Source organism: Bacillus cereus group sp. BceL291, assembly GCF_051776705.1.
GTDB classification, from domain to species: domain Bacteria; phylum Bacillota; class Bacilli; order Bacillales; family Bacillaceae_G; genus Bacillus_A; species Bacillus_A cereus.
The window spans coordinates 34,178-54,317 of record NZ_JBPWAP010000003.1; the positions used below are offsets into that span (position 1 = coordinate 34,178).

Here is a 20,140-nt window from a genome sequence, read left to right on the forward strand (position 1 = left end):
GGGCAAAAGTTTCTGCCTAAAGAGGTGGTGTTTGTGGGTAATGAAGAAAACGCCTGATTTTATTCTCATCATCGTAACACTTTCATTGTTGACAATCGGAATGATTATGGTTTATAGTGCGAGTGCAGTTTGGGCCTCTTATAAAATGGGGGACTCATTCTTTTTTGCAAAAAGACAATTACTGTTTGCGGGTCTTGGTGTAGTAGCTATGTTTTTTATTATGAAAATTGATTATTGGGTGTGGCGTACGTATTCAAAAGTGATTTTGCTAGTTTGCTTCATTCTTCTTATTCTCGTTCTTATTCCTGGAGTAGGTCTTGTTCGAGGAGGAGCACGAAGTTGGATTGGAATCGGAGCATTTTCGATTCAACCGTCAGAATTTATGAAGTTTGCGATGATTATTTTCTTGGCAAAGTTTTTAGCAGAACGGCAAAAATTGATTACATCTTTTAAACGTGGTTTATTACCGGCCCTTAGTTTTGTGTTTCTTGCTTTTGGGATGATTATGTTACAGCCAGACCTTGGGACAGGAACGGTAATGGTTGGGACATGTATCATTATGATATTCATTTCGGGAGCGAGGGTCTTTCACTTTGCAATGTTTGGTTTGATTGGTGTAGCAGGATTTGTAGGGTTAATTGCATCAGCACCGTATCGAATGAAACGCATTACATCATATTTAGATCCGTGGTCAGATCCGCTCGGGAGTGGATTTCAAATTATCCAATCATTACTTGCAATTGGACCTGGTGGATTATTTGGGCTTGGACTTGGACAAAGTAGACAAAAATTTCTTTATTTACCTGAACCACAAACTGACTTTATATTTGCGATCTTATCCGAGGAATTAGGTTTTATTGGTGGTTCATTTGTGTTATTATTATTTAGTCTATTATTATGGCGCGGGATTCGTATCGCATTAGGAGCGCCAGATTTATATGGTACGTTTTTAGCAGTAGGTATTGTGGCGATGATTGCGATTCAAGTAATGATTAATGTTGGTGTTGTAACAGGACTGATGCCTGTTACGGGTATTACCTTGCCGTTTTTAAGTTATGGTGGATCAAGTTTGACATTAATGTTAATGGCAGTAGGTGTATTATTAAATATAAGTCGCCATTCTCGCTACTAAACCCTGTTTATAAGACAGGGTTTTTCGTATGTGTGTAAAAATGCAATATGTATATAGAAATAAGTATAATGGAAATAAGAAAAGAGAAGCGGAGGAGTTAGTAGTGCGTGTATTAGTGAGTGGTGGGGGTACTGGTGGTCATATTTATCCAGCTCTTGCTTTAATTAGAGAAATAAAAAAGTTAAATCCAGAAGCGAGATTTTTATATATTGGTACGGAAAATGGACTAGAGAGTACAATCGTTCCAAAAGCAGGTATACCATTTCAATCTATTGTTATAAGTGGATTTAAACGAAAAATATCATTAGATAATGTGAAAACAGTAATGCGTTTTCTAAAAGGTGTACAGGATAGTAAACGATACATTCGTCGTTTTAATCCGGATATCGTAATTGGAACGGGTGGATATGTATGTGGACCAGTTGTATACGCTGCAGCCAAATTAGGTATTCCAACTATTGTACATGAACAAAATAGTGTACCAGGTGTAACGAACAAGTTTTTAAGCCGTTATGTTGATAAAGTTGCTGTTTGTTTTGAAGCAGCTATAGAGCATTTTCCAGAGTCAAAAGTGGTAATGACAGGTAATCCACGAGCATCAGAGGTAATGGATCAAAATGGAATGAAGGGGAAACGTTCAGTTGGGCTTTCTCTTCCTAAAAAGTCTGTACTTATATTTGGTGGAAGTCGTGGGGCTAGACCGATTAACGATGCCTTCGTTGAAGCAATTGAACAGTTTGGGAACAAAAGCTACGAAATACTATATGTAACGGGTGAAGTACATTATGATAAAGTGATGGAAGCCGTGAAGCAAAAAGGGAACCCAAGCAATGTTATTATTAAGCCGTTCATTCATAATATGCCAGAGGTACTAACTGGTGTAGACCTTGTTGTTTCAAGGGCTGGGGCAACAACACTTGCAGAATTAACAGCGTTAGGAAAACCAAGTGTGTTAATACCGAGTCCGTATGTAACAAATAATCATCAGGAAAAGAATGCACGTTCAGTTGTTGATAAAGGAGCGGCAAAAATGTTACTTGAAAAAGATTTAACAGCTGAAACGCTTATTCGTGATATTGATGAGATTTTATTGAATGCACAAACATTACAAAATATGAAGCTAGCGGCTAAGCAACTAGGTATTCCAGATGCAGCAAATAAGCTGTATGAAGTAATGAATAAGCTTGTAAAAAAATAAAGTGAGGCTTTAATTAGTGGGGAGTGATTCTCTCTCGTTGATTATTATCTTTCACTAATCGGATGTTTACTGACATCCTGATTCCGCCTAATTTCTTTGTTATCGCCGAATTTTGATTTAGGAGCTGTACTGCCCGTAAATAGAGGGATAACGTTAGGTGAACGCCCTGCATATTATTGTCATAAGGAGACTTAATATGGGGGAGATTGTCTATGGAACAATTAGTAAATGAGCTTATAGAAGCAGACGTTGGTCGTGTTTTAGTTAACGAGCCGTTAGCACGTTATACAACTATGAAAATAGGTGGACCAGCGGATATTTTAATTGTGCCAAAGCATGTAGCCGGTATTGAAAAAACATTACAGTTAGTAAAGCAATACAAAACGAAGTGGACTGTAATTGGTCGCGGTTCAAACCTTCTTGTATCTGATCAAGGCATAGAAGGTGTTGTTATTCGTTTAGGAGAAGGATTAGATCACTTAGAGGTCGAAAAACATAAGGTAAGAGTTGGTAGTGGATATCCTCTTATTAAATTGTCAACTTTACTTAGTCGTCAAGGGTTAGCTGGATTGGAGTTTGCGAGCGGTATTCCAGGAAGTGTCGGTGGTGCAGTATATATGAATGCAGGTGCACATAAATCGGATATATCGAGTGTATTATCGAAGGCTCTCATTCTGTTTGAAGACGGTACAATTGCCTGGTTAACGAATAAAGAACTGGAGTTTTCTTATCGGTCATCTGTATTGCAAACGAAACGTCCTGGTATTGTTTTAGAGGCGGAGTTTCAATTACAGGCGGGAAAACGTGAAGAAATTGTACGTAGCATGCAAAATAATAAAGACTACCGCCGTGAAACGCAACCATGGAATCATCCGTGTGCAGGAAGTATATTTCGGAATCCAATCCCACATTTTGCAGGAGATTTAGTAGAAAAAGCAGGGCTTCGTGGTTATAGGATTGGTGGAGCTCAAATTTCTGAAATGCATGGCAATTTTATTGTTAATACCGGGGGAGCTTCAGCGCAAGATGTATTGTCTTTAATTGAATTAATAAAACATACAATTAAGGATAAATTTGATGTAGATATGCACACAGAAGTAGAAATCATTGGAAGATAACGGTTATTCGTTCCGCTCATTATCATTTATGTTATAATAAGAAGATAAGAACGGCATGAGGAACATGCCGTTCTTTATGTTACATAGGGGGATCGTACATGAATAATAGTAAAGTGATTAAACTACAAGATCGTGTACCAAAATTGAAAAATCAAAAGAAAAAAAACAAAAAAAATGTTAATCATCGATTGATTTTATACATATCAATTTTATTTTTATTAGTGCTCTTTTTAATTTATTTTCGGTCTCCGCTTAGTAATATAAAAAAGATTAGTGTGTTTGGAAATCACTATATGACGGATGAGCAAGTAATGAAGGATTCAGGCGTGACATATGATACAAGTTATTTCCGAGTGACAGCACATAAAGCTGAAGAAAACTTAACGAAGCGAAAAGAAATTAAAGCAGTAAATGTAAAAAAACGTTTTCCAAACAAGATTGATATTCATATCGAAGAATATTTAACGATTGGTTATATAAATAAAGAGGGAAAACTACAACCGTTATTAGAAAATGGAAAAACGCTTGATGTACTACCTAATGGAAAACTTCCTGTTGCAGCACCGATTTTCGAACCTTTTAAAGAAGAGAAAATGAAGGAGTTAATCGCTGAATTAGAAAAATTAACACCAGCTATTTTAAAATCTATTTCGGAGATTCGCTATTCACCAACGAATGCGAATGAAGATCATCTTACTTTATATATGAATGAAGGTTATGAAGTGAGCACTACGATTCAAAATTTCGCAAAACGTATGGAAGCCTATCCACTTATTTTAAAAACAATTGAGCCAGGTAAGAAGGTATTAATTGACTTAGAAGTAGGTGCATATACGAAAGAATTAGGTGCGGAAGACAAAAAAGAATAGAATGGTAGTTTTCGTTGCTTATAGCAGAAAAAACGAAACGAATGTTCTATTATATGTATACGAATTTAGAAGAATGGTTCATTTGATGAAAAATATGTAAAAATTCTTAGATTCATACTAGTATTGGTACAAGTTTCACTTTTCTATGAGTACATCTTAGTGTAGACTTATACTTGGCGGTAAACTTTACACTGGAAATAGAATTATTTCAAGATAAGCAGTTATTCATAGTTTACTGCGATATTCTTAATTGAATGCTAAATAAAAATAAGAAAAATATAGGGTTAAAAAAGGGAAACGTATAAAGACGTTGAATATTTTTCTTATAAATAGTAAAGTTGCGATTGTTGTTCCATATATTGAGTTGTATGGTATAAATAAAGAAGGAGGTGCCAAAGAATGAACAGCAATGAAATATATGTTAGTCTTGACATCGGTACATCCAATGTTAAAGTCATCATTGGTGAAATGGTTAATGACAGCTTAAACATTATTGGTGTTGGAAATGTAAAATCAAATGGTTTAAAGAAGGGATCGATAGTTGATATAGACGAGACTGTTCGATCAATTAAAAAAGCAATTGAACAAGCTGAGCGCATGGTGGGAATCCACATTGAGCAAGTTGTAGTAGGTGTCAATGCAAACCAGGTACAGCTACTTCCTTGTCACGGAGTAGTCGCTGTTTCAAATGAAGATCGTGAAATCGGGAATGAAGATGTCTTACGCGTTCTAGATGCAGCACAAGTTGTGTCAATTGCTCCAGAGCGTGAGTTTATTGATGTGGTACCTCGACAGTTCATCGTAGACGGTCTTGACGAGATTAACGATCCACGCGGGATGATCGGTGTAAGATTAGAAATGGAAGGTACACTTATTACAGGCTCGAGAACTTTACTACATAACCTACTTCGTTGTGTAGAAAAAGCAGGTCTTGAAATTGTTGATATTTGTCTTCAACCTTTAGCGGCTGCAACAGTTGCTATATCTTCAGATGAAAAAAATAGAGGAGTAGCCCTTGTTGATATGGGGGGAGGATCTACAACTTTATCTATTTTTAAAGATGGAGAGTTACAAGCGACGAGCGTATTACCATTAGGTGGAGACCATATAACGAAAGATATTGCGATTGGGTTGAAAACTTCAACAGAAAATGCAGATCAAATTAAGTTGAAATATGGACATGCTTTTTATGATACAGCATCTGAAGAAGAGATGTTTACGGTTCCTATTATGGGAAGTGATCAAACAGAACAATATTCTCAGTTGGAATTATCGGATATAATAGAGGCTCGTGTAGAGGAAATTTTAATGTTTGTTCAAGATGAAGTGCGTAAGTTAGGAGTAAAGCAAGTGGCTTCTGGTTATGTACTAACTGGCGGAATTGCTTCTATGCCAGGTGTTCTTGATCTTGCATATGATATTTTACATGAAAATGTTCGTGTAGCAACTCCTGATTATATTGGTGTGCGTGAGCCCCAATATACAAGTGGAGTTGGATTAATTAAACATTCTTATCAAAAAGCTAAATTACGTGGGAAAAATGTGCAGGAAAAGCAAGAGCATTTTGAACCAGTACCAGCACCAGCACCAACGCCGGTACAACAGCAACCCGCGAAACAAAAAACTCGTAATCAAAACAATAATAATCAAAATGATGACCGCATGATGTCAAAAGTAAAACGTGTATTCCGTTATTTATGGGATTAAAATTGGACACGAAAAATGAGGTTCTAGGGGGATTTCGACATGTTAGAGTTTGATACTACTCAAGATCAATTAGCGAATATAAAAGTTATCGGTGTCGGCGGTGGCGGAAACAATGCTGTAAACCGTATGATTGAACACGGTGTACAAGGTGTAGACTTTATCGCTGTGAACACTGATGCACAAGCATTAAATCTATCAAAAGCTGAAACAAAAATGCAAATTGGTGGAAAATTAACGCGTGGACTTGGTGCAGGCGCAAACCCTGAAGTAGGGAAAAAAGCTGCAGAAGAAAGTAAAGAACAGATCCAAGAAGCACTTCGTGGTGCGGATATGGTCTTCGTAACTGCCGGTATGGGCGGTGGAACTGGAACTGGTGCAGCTCCAGTTGTTGCTCAAGTTGCAAAAGAATTAGGTGCTTTAACAGTTGGTGTTGTAACACGTCCATTTACTTTTGAAGGACGTAAGCGTGCGACGCAAGCAGCATCTGGTATTGCAGCATTTAAAGAAAATGTAGATACTCTTATTGTAATTCCAAACGATCGCTTATTAGAGATTGTTGATAAAAATACGCCAATGTTAGAAGCATTCCGTGAAGCTGATAACGTATTACGTCAAGGTGTTCAAGGTATTTCGGATTTAATTGCAACGCCAGGTTTAATTAACTTAGACTTTGCAGACGTAAAGACAATTATGTCTAATAGAGGTTCTGCTTTAATGGGTATTGGTTCTGGTAACGGGGAAAATCGTGCTGCAGAAGCTGCGAAAAAAGCGATTTCTAGTCCATTACTAGAAACATCTATTGATGGAGCTCAAGGTGTTATCATGAACATTACGGGTGGCGCTAACTTAAGCTTATATGAAGTACAAGAAGCGGCAGATATCGTAGCTTCAGCTTCAGATCCAGAAGTAAATATGATCTTCGGTTCTGTTATTAACGAAGGATTAAAAGATGATATCGTTGTAACTGTAATTGCAACTGGTTTTGATGATAGCATTGCAACTCAACCACCAAAACCAATTATTCGCCCGAATGCGAACCACACGCAACAACAGCAACAACCAGTAGCTCAACCTTCAAAACAACGTGAAGTAAAACGTGAAATGAAGCGTGAAGAGCCAGTTGTACATGAGCGTCATTCAGATTCAGATGATATCGATATTCCAGCATTTTTACGTAACCGTCGTAGACGATAAAAAAAGGAGCTTTCATGCTCCTTTTTTGTTTTTTAAATGGAAAAGACCTGCTAAGCAGGTCTTTTTTTTATTTGGTATATTTTGTTGGTGAAAATAAGAGTATATCATTCTATGAATTTGTACTTTTATTTTTTACCGACAGATTATGTCTAGAAATCACAAAATAACAAAAAAACACCTCCGCAAATTGACACACTTTCCTATTGGATATGCATTATACTAGTCTCAACTTGAAAAAAGAGGTGAATTGTTTGGTTGTTTACGCCGACGTTGTTTGGTTGTTAAACGCCTGCATTGATTTTCTTTTGCTTTTATTAACAGCTACCGTGTTAAAAAAGAAAATCAAAAAATGGAGGCTTGTGTTAGGGGCATTTATAGGTTCAACTATTGTTATTTTTGCCTTTACTCCTTTTGCTTCTATGATGACACATCCAATTATGAAACTACTGTACTCGTTACTTATTGTGTATACAGCATTTGGGTTTACAACATTTAGAAATTATGCACAAACTGTTTTTACTTTTTACTTTGTAACCTTTATGGTTGGCGGAGGATTAATTGGAACTCATTTCTTTTTGCAAACGAATGAAATGGTAAATGGATTGGTTCAATCTCAGTCAATTTCTTACGGTGATCCAATTAGTTGGTTATTTGTTATTTTTGGTTTTCCAGTAATTTATTATTTTTCTAAAAAGCGTATTGAAAGTGTAGAGGTCACGAAAATACACTATGATCAAATTGTGAAAGTAAAAATTCAATTAGCAGAAGAAGAACTAGAACTGGCAGGTCTTATTGACAGTGGGAACCAACTTTATGACCCATTAACAAAAACACCCGTTATGATTATGCATGTTTCATCATTAGAACATTGCTTACCATCTTGGTTAACAGAACAAATTTATTCCAAAACAGAAATTCCTCAAATACCAGAAAATGATTCTGGTTGGGCGACAAAATTACGCTTAATTCCTTTCCGTGCAGTAGGGGTAGAGAGTCAATTTTTGTGGGCAATTAAGCCTGACAGTGTGCAAGTTGACCATGAAGGTAGTTCTATTGTTGTAAACAAAGTATTAATTGGATTAAATACACAACAGCTTTCTACTAATGGGGAGTATCAATGTATTGTGCATCCAAAAATGTTGATTTCACAAAAAATGGTAATTGCTTAATAATGAGAGGCGGGATAATATGATGAAATTAAAATTTTATTTAGTATACCTTTGGTATAAAGTATTGCTGAAATTAGGAATTAAGACCGATGAAATTTATTATATTGGTGGAAGTGAAGCGTTGCCACCACCGTTAACAAAAGAAGAAGAGGAAGTTCTTTTGAATAAATTGCCAAAAGGAGATCAGGCAGCAAGGTCATTACTTATTGAACGTAACTTAAGGCTCGTTGTATATATAGCAAGAAAGTTTGAAAATACAGGGATAAATATTGAAGATTTGATTAGTATAGGAACAATCGGCCTTATTAAAGCGGTAAATACATTTAATCCAGAAAAGAAAATAAAATTAGCAACATATGCATCGCGTTGTATAGAAAATGAAATTTTAATGCATTTACGTCGAAATAACAAAAATCGTTCGGAAGTTTCTTTTGATGAACCACTAAACATTGATTGGGATGGGAATGAACTGTTATTGTCTGACGTGTTAGGTACAGATGATGATATTATTACAAAAGATTTAGAAGCTACTGTAGATCGTCACCTTTTAATGAAAGCATTACACCAATTAAATGATCGTGAAAAACAAATTATGGAACTTCGGTTTGGGCTTGCTGGAGGAGAGGAAAAGACGCAAAAAGATGTGGCTGATATGCTTGGGATTTCACAGTCATACATTTCGCGTTTAGAAAAAAGAATTATAAAAAGATTACGAAAAGAATTTAATAAAATGGTGTAAAGAATAAGACCAGCCGTTATGTAGGCTGGTCTTATTCTATTTAGTTGTATTAGGAAAGATAATTTAAATAACAAATCGTGAAAAAACCACATGCATAAAATCCCCTTCAAAGGAAATACTTTACACTGTACAGCAACTCCCGATAGGAGGGAACACTTTGACGAGAAACAAAGTAGAAATTTGCGGTGTTGATACAGCTAAACTTCCAGTATTAAAAAATGAAGAGATGCGTAAATTATTTCGTGAAATGCAAAGTGGAGAGATAAGCGCAAGAGAAAAATTAGTGAATGGAAACTTACGTCTTGTACTGAGCGTCATCCAAAGATTTAATAACAGAGGAGAATATGTTGACGATTTATTTCAAGTTGGTTGCATCGGACTTATGAAATCAATTGATAATTTTGATTTAGGCCAAAATGTAAAATTTTCAACGTATGCTGTGCCGATGATTATTGGGGAAATACGCAGATATTTGCGTGATAATAATCCGATTCGCGTATCGCGCTCATTGCGAGATATTGCGTATAAAGCTTTGCAAGTAAGAGAAAAGTTGATTGCAGAAAATTCAAAAGAACCAACAGCAATGGATATTGCAAAAGTGCTAGAAGTAACTCATGAAGAGATAGTATTTGCTTTAGATGCAATTCAAGATCCAGTTTCATTATTTGAACCGATTTATAATGATGGGGGAGATCCTATCTTTGTTATGGATCAGTTAAGTGATGAAAAACAAAAGGACGAGCAGTGGGTTGAAGAATTAGCATTGAAAGAAGGAATGAAGCGTTTAAATGATAGAGAGAAAATGATTATTAGAAAACGTTTCTTCCAAGGAAAGACACAGATGGAAGTTGCAGAAGAAATTGGGATTTCCCAAGCGCAAGTATCACGTTTAGAGAAGTCAGCCATTAAACAAATGAATAAAACGATTCAAGGATAAGGTCTCACCAATTATGGTGAGACCTTTTTATATGTAATATGGTTTGTGCTCATAGTAGGGGATTTGTGTTCATATAATGAAACTAGCATGGTGTTTCGTGTAGGTGGCTTCCTGTAAATATGAGAAACAGTTTCCAATTTGTCATATAAGGGAGAGGATAAAAATGGTGATACGAATTTCAGAGTTACAGATGAAGGATGTTATAAATATTTCAGATGGAAAAAGGATTGGGAATATTGGAGATATTGAAATTGATATGAACACAGGGAAAATTTGTTCTGTTATTATTTCAAAACAGACACGTATGCTAGGTATTTTTGGAAAAGATGTTGAGATTGTAATTCCTTGGAAGGAAATTGTGAAAATTGGGGAAGATGTCATACTTGTAAGAGTAAATCCTGTTAATTCTGTAACAGAATCAATACAAACACCGACAATTTCATAAAGAATATTACAAATTCCTCTTTTTTTTCTGTTAGGATTATGAAAAAATAAAAGTATGGTAAAATAGACAGGAAGTACCATGCTTTTTTCTGTTATTTTAATTAAAAGGAGCCGCTTTATTATGAGAGAACCATTTAAATATGTGGACGGTATACTGTATTTACAAGCGTGGAAAGAACTTGGAAACATTACTGCTGGATTTACGACAAAAGATGGTGGGATAAGTACGGGCTCCTTTCATGCGATGAATTTAGGATTACATGTGAATGATATCGTGGAGAACGTTCATGAAAACAGACGCATTTTAGCAAATAAGTTACAAAAACCATTAGAAAATTGGATTTGCTCTGAACAAGTTCATGCTCATCATGTTGAAAAAGTAGGGCAACAGGAAAAGGGAAGTGGTGTCTATTCATATGAGGACGGCATTTCAAAAACAGATGGCATTTATACGAGTAATGAAGATGTTCTGTTAACGTCTTGTTACGCGGATTGTGTTCCGCTCTATTTTTATGCACCATCACATGGTATGATAGGACTTGCGCATGCTGGATGGAAAGGCACTGTACAAGAGATTGCAAAGGAAATGATTCAAAAGTGGAATGCAGAAGGTATTTCAAGTGATGAAATTCATGTTGCAATTGGGCCGTCGATCGGATCTTGTTGTTATGTTGTGGATGATCGTGTATTAACAGCAGCACAGGAAGTAGTTAGGGGTGCTGTTCCTCATCAAAAAATTTCTGACGGGCAGTACGCAATTAATTTAAAAGAAATTAATCGTATATTATGTGTACAAGCAGGCATAAAAGAAGAGCATATTGTAATGTCATCTCTTTGTACAAGCTGTGAAGAGCAACTATTTTTCTCTCATCGTCGTGATCAAGGTAAGACAGGAAGAATGTTGAGTTTCATAGGTTTTAAGGAGGAAGAAAGCAAGTGACAGTACAAGAAAATTTAGAAATTGTAAACGAAGCTATTAAAGAATCTTGCGCTCGAGCTGGACGTTCGTTGCAAGATATTAAACTTGTTGCAGTTACAAAAACTGTAGGGATTGAAAAAACAAATGAAGTAATTGAAGCTGGAGTTATCGATTTAGGTGAAAATAGAAATGAAGGTTTCTTACAGAAATACGAGCATTTCGGTTCAAAAGTTAATTGGCACTTTATTGGCTCATTACAAACGAGAAAAGTAAAAGAAATCATTAATGAAATTGATTATTTACATTCGTTAGATCGTCTTTCACTGGCGAAAGAAATTCAGAAACGTGCTGATAAGAAAGTGAAATGCTTTATTCAAGTGAAAACCTCATCTGAAGAATCGAAGCAAGGATTGGCAATAGAAGAGGTTGTTTCTTTTATTCAAAGTTTGCAAGAATTCGATAAAATTGAAGTGGTTGGACTAATGACGATGGCTCCATTTACAGAAGAAGAGGAAGAAATCAGACGCTGTTTTAAGGAATTACGTATGCTGCAAACAGAGGTGCAGGAGCTAGAGTTATTACATGCGCCATGTAAAGAATTATCAATGGGAATGTCCAACGATTACAAGATTGCAATTGAAGAAGGGGCTACATATATTCGTTTGGGAACGATTTTAGTAGGAAAAGCGTAAAAGGAAGGAGAATCTTATTATGAGTTGGTCAAAAGTAAAATACTTCTTTTTTGATACACCGGAAGAAAAAGAAGCAGCTCAATATGGTTATGAAAAGGAGCAAACAGACATGAAAAAGCAGCAAGATCCACCAGAACAACAAGACGTTACGTTTCCGAAAGCGCAACCGAAGCAAAATGTTGTGAGTATTGAAACAGCAAAACAATCTTCAAAAGTTGTTTTATTAGAACCACGCACATATTCGGAAGCACAAGGGATTGCGGACCACTTAAAAGGTAGACGAGCTGTTGTAATTAATTTGCAGAGAATGTCTACTGATCAAGCGGTACGTATCGTTGACTTTTTAAGTGGTACTGTATACGCTATAGGCGGGGACATTCAAAAAATAGGGCCGAAAACATTTATGTGTACACCTGAAAATGTAGATATTGTTGGTGCGATTTCAGAGTTATTCGGTGAAGAAGAAGAAACAAATATAAAGAGGTGGTAATACGCCATGACAACAGTTTTTATAGTGTTAAGTTATGCTATCGAGATTTACTCGTGGGCACTTATTATTTACATTCTCCTATCATGGTTTCCTGGTGCAAAGGAATCATCTTTTGGAGAGTTCCTGGCACGTATTTGTGAACCGTATTTAGAACCATTCCGCCGCTTTATTCCGCCGCTTGGAATGATTGATATTTCTCCAATCGTTGCAATCTTTGCGTTGAAACTTGCTAAAACTGGTTTGTTCAGTTTATTAAGCTATTTCTTATAGTAAGAAGGTAAATACATGAGCATCTACGAACATTTTAGGCCTGATGAGGAGGTCTTTGTGGATAAAGTGCTAGAGTGGAAGCGAGCGGCGGAGTACCATCAAGTGAAGTTAATGGATTTTCTTGATCCTAGGCAACAACAAATTGTTTCTATGGTAATAGGACAAGGTGATGTTGCTGTGCAATTTGGTGGTGCAACGCCTAATGCAGAGCGTAAAAGAGCACTTATTTATCCAGACTATCTAGAATTAAATGAAGAAGAATTTCAAGTAGAAGTATTAGAAATTGACTATCCTTCCAAGTTTTATACGCTAGAACATAGGCAAATATTAGGTACATTTATGTCTCTTGGTTTAACAAGAGAAAAATGTGGTGATATTTTGCTGCAAGAAAATCGTGCCCAAATTGTAGTTGCGAAAGAAATTGTATCGTATATTGAGATGAACTTACAATCAATAGGGAAAGTAAAAGTCTCTTTAGCGTCAGTGCAAGGAGAACAAATTCTACAGATACATGAAACGTGGGGAGAGAAATCTGGAACGGTTTCTTCACTTCGTTTAGATGTTATGTTAGCTGAAATGTTACATTTATCTAGACAGAAAGTACAACCTTTCATAAAAAATGGTTTAGTAAAAGTCAATTGGAAAACAGTGGAGCAAACTTCTTATGAATGTTATCCAGGAGATGTTTTTTCTGTTAGAGGATATGGCCGAAGTAAATTATTTTCTGTAGAAGGTAGAACAAAACGCGACAAATGGAGAATTTTGTATGGTATACTAAAATGATTGGTTTTTTAGAAGGAAATCCTCCTATTTTGTCGAAGAAAAGATATAATTGAAAGAGGAAATTTAGATAACTACTTGGAGGTGGCGTTGTGCCGTTAACACCATTAGATATTCATAACAAAGAATTTGGTCGCGGATTCCGTGGCTATGATGAAGATCAAGTAAATGAGTTTCTTGATCAAATTATCAAAGATTATGAATTGGTCATTCGTGAGAAAAAAGCTTTAGAAGAAAAAGTTGCGCAGTTAGAAGGGAAGTTAGATCATTTCTCTAATATTGAAGATACGTTAAACAAATCTATCGTTGTTGCACAAGAAGCAGCGGAAGAAGTAAAACGTAATGCGCAAAAAGAAGCGAAATTAATTGTGCGTGAAGCTGAAAAGAATGCTGATCGTATTATTAACGAAGCATTAGTAAAATCAAGAAAAGTTGCTTTTGATATTGAAGAGCTAAAGAAACAAGCGAAAGTATTCCGAACTCGTTTCCGTATGTTATTAGAAACACAGCTTGAGATGTTAAACAACGATGATTGGGATAAACTAATTGAATTAGAAGACGAAGTAGATGAACTGTTGAAAAAAGAAGAAACAGTGTAAGCTTGACGTTTTTCTCATTATTACATATAATTTTAAACAACATATTTATTAAGAAAAACGAAGATAGGGATAAGTACCTTTTCAAACCTTATATAGCGAACTGAGGATGGTGTAAGCTCAGGATAAGGAGATAGTGGGAATATCACCCTGGAGTTCCGCGCTGAACAAATAGAGTAAGCGTAGGCGTGTATTCGCGTTAAGAATATAAAGAGGATTCTATACATATGTATAGAATCTACTAGGGTGGTACCGCGGGAGACTTTCTCGTCCCTTTTGGGGATGAGAAGGTCTCTTTTTTATTCCGTTTTTTAAGTATTTCTTTTATACATGTAAGGAGGAATTGAGCATGGAGTACAAAAATACATTACTGATGCCAAAAACAGAGTTCCCAATGCGTGGGAATTTACCAAAACGTGAGCCTGCAATGCAAGAAAAATGGGCTGAAATGAATATTTACGAAAAAGTACAAGAACATACAAAAGGTCGTCCTTTATTTGTATTGCATGATGGACCTCCATATGCGAATGGTGACATTCATATGGGACATGCATTAAATAAAGTATTAAAAGACTTTATTGTTCGTTATAAATCAATGACTGGTTTTAGTGCGCCATATGTTCCGGGATGGGATACGCACGGTTTACCAATTGAACAAGCTTTAACAAATAAAGGTGTAAAACGTAAAGAAATGACAGTTGCTGAGTTCCGTAAGTTATGTGCAGAGTATGCATATGAACAAGTAGAACGTCAACGTGAGCAATTTAAGCGTCTAGGTGTACGTGCAGATTGGGATAATCCATATATTACTTTAGAGCCAGCTTATGAAGCACAACAAATTAAAGTGTTTGGTGACATGGCGAAAAAAGGTTATATCTATAAAGGTCAAAAACCAGTTTACTGGTCTCCAACGAGTGAATCTGCTTTAGCAGAAGCTGAAATTGAATATCAAGATAAAAAATCAGCATCTATTTACGTAGCATTCCCTGTAAAAGATGGAAAGAACGTATTAGAAGGTGATGAAAAGTACATCATTTGGACAACAACACCTTGGACATTACCTGCAAACTTAGGTATTTCTGTTCATCCAGAGCTTGAATATAGCATTGTAAAAGTAAATGATGAGAAATATATCATTGCTTCTGAGCTGTTTGAGACAGTTGCAAAAACGTTAGAGTGGGAAAATGCTGAAGTTGTGAAAACAGTAAAAGGTAGCGAACTTGAGTATACAGTTGCAAAACATCCATTCTACGATCGTGATTCATTAGTTATGCTAGGAGATCACGTAACAACAGATGCAGGTACAGGTTGTGTTCATACAGCACCAGGACACGGGGAAGATGACTTCGTTGTTGGTAAAAAGTATGGATTAGAAGTACTTTGCCCAGTCGATGATAAAGGTGTATTAACAAATGAGGCACCTGGATTTGAAGGCTTATTCTATGATAAAGCTAACAAACCAATTACAGAAAAATTAGAAGAAGTAGGCGCGTTACTGAAACTAACATTCATTACACATTCATACCCACATGATTGGAGAACGAAAAAACCAATTATTTTCCGTGCGACAGCACAGTGGTTTGCATCTATTGAAGCATTCCGTAAAGAATTAATAGAAGCTGTAGCAGAAACAAAATGGGTACCAGCATGGGGAGAAACTCGTCTTCATAATATGGTTCGTGACCGTGGTGACTGGTGTATTTCTCGTCAGCGTGCATGGGGTGTGCCAATTCCGGTATTCTATGCTGAGAATGGTGATCCAATTATTACGGATGAAACAATTAACCATGTAGCAGATTTATTCCGTGAACACGGTTCTAACGTATGGTTCGAGCGTGAAGCGAAAGATCTATTACCAGAAGGATTTACACATCCAGGTAGTCCAAATGGTGAATTCCGTAAAGAAACAGACATCATGGATGTATGGTTCGATTCAGGTTCTTCTCACCAAGCGGTATTAGAAGAGCGCGAAGATTTACAGCGTCCAGCTGATTTATATTTAGAAGGATCTGACCAGTATCGTGGTTGGTTTAACTCTTCATTATCAACAGCAGTTGCTGTAACAGGTAAAGCTCCATATAAAGGCGTACTAAGCCACGGTTTCGTACTAGATGGTGAAGGACGTAAAATGAGTAAGTCGATTGGAAACATCGTCGTACCGAAGAAAATCATGGATCAATTAGGCGGAGACATTTTACGCTTATGGGTATCTTCTGTTGACTATCAATCTGACGTACGTATTTCAGATGATATTTTAAAACAAGTAGCAGAAGTGTATCGTAAAATCCGTAACACATTCCGTTTCTTATTAGGAAACTTAGACGACTTTAAGCCAAGTGAAAATGCAGTAGCTGTAGCTGAACTTCGTGAAGTAGATCGTTACATGTTAGTAAAATTAAATGACTTAATTACAAAAGTTAAAGAAGCATATGAGACATACGATTTCGCTGCTGTGTATCATGCAATTCATAACTTCTGTACAATTGATTTAAGTTCATTCTACTTAGACTTTGCAAAAGACATCTTATACATTGAAGGTGCAAACCACGAAGATCGTCGTGCAATTCAAACTGTATTATATGATGTTCTTGTTGCGTTAACGAAACTTGTAACACCAATCTTACCGCACACAGCTGATGAAGTATGGCCATATATTCCAGGCGTAACAGAAGAAAGTGTACAATTAACTGATATGCCAGAAGCTGTACAATTAGATGACGCGGAAGCGTTAAAAACAAAATGGGATGCATTTATGACATTACGTGATGACGTGTTAAAAGCACTAGAAGTAGCTCGTAATGAAAAAGTAATCGGTAAGTCATTAAATGCAAGCATTACGCTATATCCAACTGCAGAAATGAAAGCTATGTTAGAGTCTATTAGCGAAGACTTAAAGCAATTATTCATCGTTTCTGAGTATAAACTTGGTGGTATGATGGATGAAGCGCCAGCAGATGCACCGAAGTATGAACATACAGCGGTTGTTGTTGTTCAAGCAACTGGTGAAACATGTGAACGTTGTTGGGTAGTTTCAGAAACAATTGGTAAAGATGCTGAACATGAAACATTATGTGAGCGTTGTGCAACAGTTGTTAAAGAAAACTATGTAAAATAATAAAAAACTGACTGCTATTGATGCGGTCAGTTTTTTTGTTGATGGTATATCAAGATCACTTTCAGACTCTTTCCTGTGAAGGAAAAATGTGTGTGAGGTAAGCAAATAAATTTCGGACACACTAACTGTACATTACAGCTAGGAGGAATGTACACGTGAATGAAATTTACATGGAAATAAAAGAAGAATTGCAATTGATGAGAAAAGAGTTGCAAGAGAGACTAGCTAAAGAAGTAATGCACAAATATGATGTCGAGTTCAGCCAAGAGCTTGGATATGAAATTAAGGAAGAGATAAAGAAAAAATTGCTATTACATGATATAAAAGAGGATTTAAAGGATGTAGAACGCGCATTATTTAAAATGGAAATAGACATGTATGGTATTTGTGAAGAGACGGGGAGATTAATTTCCACAAAGCAAATGAAGACAATGCCGACTGCCCGTACGATTCATGAATTCTTCTACGAAAAGGTAAATGTATGAATACGCACAACGATATTATATTACCTTTTTTTAATTTATTTTATTCTTCTATAAAGGTTCATTGTGAAAAGGTAGCAGCTATGCTAAAATTTTGAGGTACACTGTCTTTGTGGGGGAAATGAAAATGATATATTATGTAATAGCGTTATTCGTCATTGCTATCGATCAAATATCGAAGTGGTTAATTGTAAAGAACATGGAATTGGGTACGAGTATTCCGATTATCGACAATGTATTATACATAACATCACATCGAAATAGAGGCGCTGCTTGGGGTATTTTAGAAAATAAAATGTGGTTCTTCTACATTATTACAGTTGTTTTTGTAGTGTTTATTGTATTTTATATGAAAAAGTATGCGAAAACAGACAAGCTTCTAGGTATTTCGTTAAGCCTAATTTTGGGCGGGGCAATTGGTAACTTTATTGATCGTGTATTTAGACAAGAAGTAGTGGATTTCATTCACGTGTATATTTTCTCGTACAACTATCCAGTATTCAATATAGCTGATTCAGCATTATGTATTGGTGTTGTATTAATTATTATTCAAACATTATTAGAAGGCAAGAAAGCGAAGGAGTAATTGAATGAGTGAAGTAGTACAAGTAACAGTTGCAGCAGAGCAAAAAAACGAGCGAATTGATAAATTCGTTGCAGGGATAAATAACGAATGGTCACGTACGCAAGTGCAGCAATGGATTAAAGATGACGTTGTGACAGTAAACGGAAAAGCGGTAAAAGGGAATTATAAAGTAAAAGAAGAAGATGAAATTACAGTAACAATTCCTGAACCAGAAGAGTTAGATATTCAACCAGAGGATTTAAATTTAGAAATTTATTATGAAGATGCAGATGTGCTTGTTGTAAATAAGCCACGTGGTATGGTTGTACATCCAGCACCAGGGCATACAAGTGGTACACTTGTAAACGGCCTTATGCACCATTGTACAGACTTATCAGGCATTAACGGTGTAATGCGTCCAGGTATCGTGCATCGTATTGATAAAGATACATCTGGACTATTAATGGTTGCTAAAAATGATATGGCACATGAATCGCTTGTAAATCAGCTTGTAGCAAAAACAGTAACGAGACGTTACAAAGCGATTGTATACGGTGTGATTCCGCATGATAAGGGAACGATTGATGCTCCGATTGCTCGTGATAAGAAAGAGCGTCAAAGTATGACAGTTGATGAAAATGGTAAGAACGCTGTTACGCACTTCCAAGTGTTAGAACGCTTTAAAGACTTTACGCTTGTAGAATGTCGCTTAGAAACGGGACGTACGCACCAAATTCGTGTTCATATGAAATATATTGGCTATCCACTTGCAGGAGATCCGAAGTATGGTCCGAAGAAAACGTTAGATATGAATGGACAAGCACTTCATGCGGGTATTTTAGGCTTTGATCATCCTCGTACTGGTGAATATATTCAGTTTGAGGCACCGATTCCAGAAGTGTTTGAAGACGTATTAAATATTTTACGAAAATAGTATTGACAAATCATAAGAAAACTGAGATACTGACAACAGTTAAATAATGATCCTTTAACACAGCCCAGTGAGGTTGAGAAGGTAACGGTTTGAAATACTTAGGGTATGTTGTACCCTTTTTTCAAAAGTCCTCTCGCACACGCTGAGAGGACTTTTTTTATACCATTACTCTCACGCAAGAAAAAAGCTTGGAGGTGTAGAGCATGCAAGAGAAAGCTGTCGTTTTAGATGACCAAATGATTCGCCGCGCTTTAACACGAATTAGTCATGAAATCGTGGAACGAAATAAAGGTGTCGATAATTGTGTTCTTGTCGGAATTAAAACTCGTGGAATTTTTATTGCACAACGTTTGGCAGAACGAATTGGTCAAATTGAAGGAAAAGAAATGGAAGTTGGAGAGTTAGACATTACGTTATATCGTGATGATTTAACACTACAATCGAAAAATAAAGAACCACTTGTAAAAGGTTCTGATATCCCTGTAGATATTACGAAGAAGAAAGTTATCCTTGTGGATGACGTATTATATACAGGAAGAACAGTTCGAGCAGCAATGGATGCTCTTATGGATTTAGGTAGACCATCTCAAATCCAATTGGCGGTTCTTGTTGATAGAGGTCATCGCGAATTACCAATTCGCGCTGATTATGTAGGGAAGAACATTCCAACATCAAGTGAAGAGCGTATCGAAGTTGATTTGCAAGAGACAGATCAACAAGATCGAGTAAGCATATACGATAAGTAAAGCCCTTTTAAATGTAGTCCTGTGAGGCTGCCAAAGGGTCTTGG

The 20,140-nt window shown here is 36.3% G+C and carries 21 protein-coding genes and 1 other annotated feature; all 21 genes read left to right on the forward strand.

Annotated elements, in window-relative coordinates; all coding sequences use genetic code 11:
• The first annotated feature begins 40 nt into the window (after nucleotides 1-40).
• Nucleotides 41-1,132 carry a stage V sporulation protein E gene (spoVE, locus tag ACS2CR_RS03580; protein ID WP_000753520.1) on the forward strand — a complete coding sequence of 364 codons (1,092 nt, stop codon included), beginning with the start codon at nucleotides 41-43 and terminating at the stop codon, nucleotides 1,130-1,132.
• Nucleotides 1,133-1,235: 103 nt separating this feature from the next.
• Nucleotides 1,236-2,330, forward strand: coding sequence for an undecaprenyldiphospho-muramoylpentapeptide beta-N-acetylglucosaminyltransferase (murG, locus tag ACS2CR_RS03585; RefSeq protein ID WP_021728036.1), 1,095 nt, complete (start codon nucleotides 1,236-1,238; stop codon nucleotides 2,328-2,330).
• A 212-nt stretch (nucleotides 2,331-2,542) separates the two neighbouring features.
• Nucleotides 2,543-3,448, forward strand: coding sequence for a UDP-N-acetylmuramate dehydrogenase (gene murB, locus ACS2CR_RS03590; RefSeq protein WP_000437021.1), 906 nt, complete (start codon nucleotides 2,543-2,545; stop codon nucleotides 3,446-3,448).
• A gap of 98 nt (nucleotides 3,449-3,546) precedes the next feature.
• Complete coding sequence (gene divIB, locus ACS2CR_RS03595; protein ID WP_001065788.1) at nucleotides 3,547-4,317, forward strand: cell division protein DivIB; 771 nt, start codon at nucleotides 3,547-3,549, stop codon at nucleotides 4,315-4,317.
• A gap of 399 nt (nucleotides 4,318-4,716) precedes the next feature.
• Nucleotides 4,717-6,024: a cell division protein FtsA gene (gene ftsA / locus ACS2CR_RS03600; RefSeq protein WP_001087557.1), complete on the forward strand. Its 1,308-nt coding sequence runs from the start codon at nucleotides 4,717-4,719 to the stop codon at nucleotides 6,022-6,024.
• A gap of 39 nt (nucleotides 6,025-6,063) precedes the next feature.
• The gene (gene ftsZ / locus ACS2CR_RS03605; protein WP_000888984.1) at nucleotides 6,064-7,218 is read left to right on the forward strand and encodes a cell division protein FtsZ; all 1,155 of its coding nucleotides are present in this window, start codon (nucleotides 6,064-6,066) and stop codon (nucleotides 7,216-7,218) included.
• A 251-nt stretch (nucleotides 7,219-7,469) separates the two neighbouring features.
• Nucleotides 7,470-8,387: a sigma-E processing peptidase SpoIIGA gene (gene spoIIGA, locus ACS2CR_RS03610; protein ID WP_000261970.1), complete on the forward strand. Its 918-nt coding sequence runs from the start codon at nucleotides 7,470-7,472 to the stop codon at nucleotides 8,385-8,387.
• A 19-nt stretch (nucleotides 8,388-8,406) separates the two neighbouring features.
• Nucleotides 8,407-9,126, forward strand: coding sequence for an RNA polymerase sporulation sigma factor SigE (gene sigE, locus ACS2CR_RS03615; RefSeq protein ID WP_000976948.1), 720 nt, complete (start codon nucleotides 8,407-8,409; stop codon nucleotides 9,124-9,126).
• 157 nt (nucleotides 9,127-9,283) lie between these two features.
• On the forward strand, nucleotides 9,284-10,063 hold the full coding sequence (gene sigG / locus ACS2CR_RS03620; protein ID WP_000197755.1) for an RNA polymerase sporulation sigma factor SigG: 780 nt from the start codon (nucleotides 9,284-9,286) through the stop codon (nucleotides 10,061-10,063).
• A gap of 163 nt (nucleotides 10,064-10,226) precedes the next feature.
• Complete coding sequence (locus ACS2CR_RS03625) at nucleotides 10,227-10,508, forward strand: YlmC/YmxH family sporulation protein (RefSeq protein WP_000236745.1); 282 nt, start codon at nucleotides 10,227-10,229, stop codon at nucleotides 10,506-10,508.
• Between the two features lie 120 nt (nucleotides 10,509-10,628).
• Nucleotides 10,629-11,447 carry a peptidoglycan editing factor PgeF gene (gene pgeF / locus ACS2CR_RS03630; protein ID WP_001209006.1) on the forward strand — a complete coding sequence of 273 codons (819 nt, stop codon included), beginning with the start codon at nucleotides 10,629-10,631 and terminating at the stop codon, nucleotides 11,445-11,447.
• A complete protein-coding gene (locus ACS2CR_RS03635; RefSeq protein WP_000218000.1) occupies nucleotides 11,444-12,118 on the forward strand; it encodes a YggS family pyridoxal phosphate-dependent enzyme in 675 nt (224 codons plus the stop codon). Before pgeF ends, ACS2CR_RS03635 begins: the two co-directional genes overlap by 4 nt.
• Nucleotides 12,119-12,137: 19 nt before the next feature.
• A complete protein-coding gene (locus ACS2CR_RS03640) occupies nucleotides 12,138-12,608 on the forward strand; it encodes a cell division protein SepF (protein ID WP_000119129.1) in 471 nt (156 codons plus the stop codon).
• Between the two features lie 6 nt (nucleotides 12,609-12,614).
• On the forward strand, nucleotides 12,615-12,878 hold the full coding sequence (locus ACS2CR_RS03645) for a YggT family protein (RefSeq protein WP_000214233.1): 264 nt from the start codon (nucleotides 12,615-12,617) through the stop codon (nucleotides 12,876-12,878).
• A gap of 15 nt (nucleotides 12,879-12,893) precedes the next feature.
• Entirely contained in the window at nucleotides 12,894-13,661 is a 768-nt protein-coding gene (locus ACS2CR_RS03650) for an RNA-binding protein (protein ID WP_153602394.1), read from the forward strand.
• Nucleotides 13,662-13,750: 89 nt separating this feature from the next.
• The gene (divIVA, locus tag ACS2CR_RS03655; protein WP_001131611.1) at nucleotides 13,751-14,257 is read left to right on the forward strand and encodes a septum site-determining protein DivIVA; all 507 of its coding nucleotides are present in this window, start codon (nucleotides 13,751-13,753) and stop codon (nucleotides 14,255-14,257) included.
• Nucleotides 14,258-14,308: 51 nt separating this feature from the next.
• Nucleotides 14,309-14,532, forward strand: a binding site (T-box leader).
• 71 nt (nucleotides 14,533-14,603) lie between these two features.
• Nucleotides 14,604-17,369, forward strand: a complete 2,766-nt coding sequence (gene ileS2, locus ACS2CR_RS03660; RefSeq protein ID WP_000455952.1) for an isoleucine--tRNA ligase — start codon at nucleotides 14,604-14,606, stop codon at nucleotides 17,367-17,369.
• A gap of 155 nt (nucleotides 17,370-17,524) precedes the next feature.
• On the forward strand, nucleotides 17,525-17,854 hold the full coding sequence (locus tag ACS2CR_RS03665) for a molecular chaperone DnaK (RefSeq protein ID WP_001002956.1): 330 nt from the start codon (nucleotides 17,525-17,527) through the stop codon (nucleotides 17,852-17,854).
• Nucleotides 17,855-17,978: 124 nt separating this feature from the next.
• A complete protein-coding gene (lspA, locus tag ACS2CR_RS03670; protein WP_000642184.1) occupies nucleotides 17,979-18,437 on the forward strand; it encodes a lipoprotein signal peptidase LspA in 459 nt (152 codons plus the stop codon).
• 4 nt (nucleotides 18,438-18,441) lie between these two features.
• The gene (locus tag ACS2CR_RS03675) at nucleotides 18,442-19,350 is read left to right on the forward strand and encodes an RluA family pseudouridine synthase (RefSeq protein ID WP_153602393.1); all 909 of its coding nucleotides are present in this window, start codon (nucleotides 18,442-18,444) and stop codon (nucleotides 19,348-19,350) included.
• A 203-nt stretch (nucleotides 19,351-19,553) separates the two neighbouring features.
• Nucleotides 19,554-20,096: a bifunctional pyrimidine operon transcriptional regulator/uracil phosphoribosyltransferase gene (gene pyrR / locus ACS2CR_RS03680; protein ID WP_001156491.1), complete on the forward strand. Its 543-nt coding sequence runs from the start codon at nucleotides 19,554-19,556 to the stop codon at nucleotides 20,094-20,096.
• Nucleotides 20,097-20,140 lie beyond the last annotated feature (44 nt).